This window comes from Neobacillus bataviensis (genome assembly GCF_019969725.1).
Window position 1 is genome coordinate 1 of sequence record NZ_JAHXYW010000038.1, and the last position, 1552, is coordinate 1552.

11 tRNA genes and 2 rRNA genes are annotated in these 1552 nt (G+C 48.6%); all 13 read right to left on the bottom strand.

Annotation, left to right across the window (positions count from 1 at the left end):
* Nucleotides 1-47: 47 nt before the first annotated feature.
* A tRNA-Met gene (locus LC455_RS30850) sits at nucleotides 48-124 on the bottom strand.
* A gap of 16 nt (nucleotides 125-140) precedes the next feature.
* Nucleotides 141-213, bottom strand: a tRNA-Ala gene (locus LC455_RS30855).
* 27 nt (nucleotides 214-240) lie between these two features.
* A tRNA-Pro gene (locus LC455_RS30860) sits at nucleotides 241-317 on the bottom strand.
* Between the two features lie 7 nt (nucleotides 318-324).
* A tRNA-Arg gene (locus LC455_RS30865) sits at nucleotides 325-401 on the bottom strand.
* A gap of 63 nt (nucleotides 402-464) precedes the next feature.
* Nucleotides 465-553 (bottom strand) — tRNA-Leu (locus LC455_RS30870).
* A gap of 5 nt (nucleotides 554-558) precedes the next feature.
* A tRNA-Gly gene (locus LC455_RS30875) sits at nucleotides 559-633 on the bottom strand.
* A 36-nt stretch (nucleotides 634-669) separates the two neighbouring features.
* Nucleotides 670-754 (bottom strand) — tRNA-Leu (locus LC455_RS30880).
* 35 nt (nucleotides 755-789) lie between these two features.
* Nucleotides 790-865 (bottom strand) — tRNA-Lys (locus LC455_RS30885).
* Nucleotides 866-884: 19 nt separating this feature from the next.
* Nucleotides 885-960, bottom strand: a tRNA-Thr gene (locus LC455_RS30890).
* A gap of 37 nt (nucleotides 961-997) precedes the next feature.
* Nucleotides 998-1073: transfer RNA gene (locus tag LC455_RS30895), tRNA-Val, on the bottom strand.
* A 39-nt stretch (nucleotides 1074-1112) separates the two neighbouring features.
* A tRNA-Glu gene (locus LC455_RS30900) sits at nucleotides 1113-1187 on the bottom strand.
* 41 nt (nucleotides 1188-1228) lie between these two features.
* Nucleotides 1229-1345 (bottom strand): 5S ribosomal RNA (gene rrf, locus LC455_RS30905).
* Between the two features lie 90 nt (nucleotides 1346-1435).
* Nucleotides 1436-1552: ribosomal RNA gene (locus LC455_RS30910) — 23S ribosomal RNA — on the bottom strand; the annotation flags it as partial.

The following is a 1552-nucleotide window of genomic DNA, read 5'->3' on the forward strand; positions in this document are numbered from 1 at the left end:
AAGACCGATCCCTTCAGCCGGACTTGGGTATTCCTCCGTTAAAAATATGGTAGCGGCGGAGGGGATCGAACCCCCGACCTTACGGGTATGAACCGTACGCTCTAGCCAGCTGAGCTACACCGCCATTATCATATAAAAAATGGAGCCTAGCGGGATCGAACCGCTGACCTCCTGCGTGCAAAGCAGGCGCTCTCCCAGCTGAGCTAAGGCCCCATGTTGTTATTGTAAGAAACTTACGACTGGTCGGGAAGACAGGATTCGAACCTGCGACCCCTTGGTCCCAAACCAAGTGCTCTACCAAGCTGAGCTACTTCCCGTAATTAATGGCGCGCCCGAAAGGAGTCGAACCCATAACCTTCTGATCCGTAGTCAGACGCTCTATCCAATTGAGCTACGGGCGCATAATATTGAATGTTATTTTGCTTTTGCAAAAAACACTGTTTATTTTACTTCGTAAAAAAACTTGGTGCCGAGGACCGGAATCGAACCGGTACGGTAGTCACCTACCGCAGGATTTTAAGTCCTGTGCGTCTGCCAGTTCCGCCACCCCGGCAAAAATGGAGCGGAAGACGGGATTCGAACCCGCGACCCCCACCTTGGCAAGGTGGTGTTCTACCACTGAACTACTTCCGCGTTATGGTAAGTTATTTTGCTACTTCTTAAAAAACTTGGTGCGGGTGAAGGGAGTCGAACCCCCACGCCTTGCGGCGCCAGATCCTAAGTCTGGTGCGTCTGCCAATTCCGCCACACCCGCAATATTGAAAGTTATTTTGCTTTTGCAAAAAACTATGGTGAGCCATGAAGGACTCGAACCTTCGACCCTCTGATTAAAAGTCAGATGCTCTACCGACTGAGCTAATGGCTCAAAAAAAGAAAAAAATAAATGGTGCCGGCTAGAGGACTTGAACCCCCAACCTACTGATTACAAGTCAGTTGCTCTACCAATTGAGCTAAACCGGCACAAATGAAAATTATTTTCGCTATTGCGAAAAAATTATGGTGGAGGATGACGGGATCGAACCGCCGACCCTCTGCTTGTAAGGCAGATGCTCTCCCAGCTGAGCTAATCCTCCAAATTCATGAAAGTTTTTTTCGTTATTACGAAAAAATTATGGTGACCCCTACGGGATTCGAACCCGTGTTACCGCCGTGAAAGGGCGGTGTCTTAACCGCTTGACCAAGGGGCCTAACTGAATTTTTCGAAAAATAATAGCCCCATAGGGGCATGGCCTGGCAACGTCCTACTCTCACAGGGGCGCGTGCCCCAACTACCATCGGCGCTGAGAAGCTTAACTTCCGTGTTCGGTATGGGAACGGGTGTGACCTTCTCGCCATAATTACCAGACCTATTTACTTCAAGGGTTCATTCCCTCAAAACTAGATAATGCAGAAGAAGTACTGTAAAAACGAGTTCACCTTCATATGTTCATATGACTTGGTTAAGTCCTCGAACGATTAGTATCAGTCAGCTCCACACGTCACCGCGCTTCCACCTCTGACCTATCAACCTGATCATCTTTCAGGGTTCTTACTAGCTTGACGCTATGGGAAA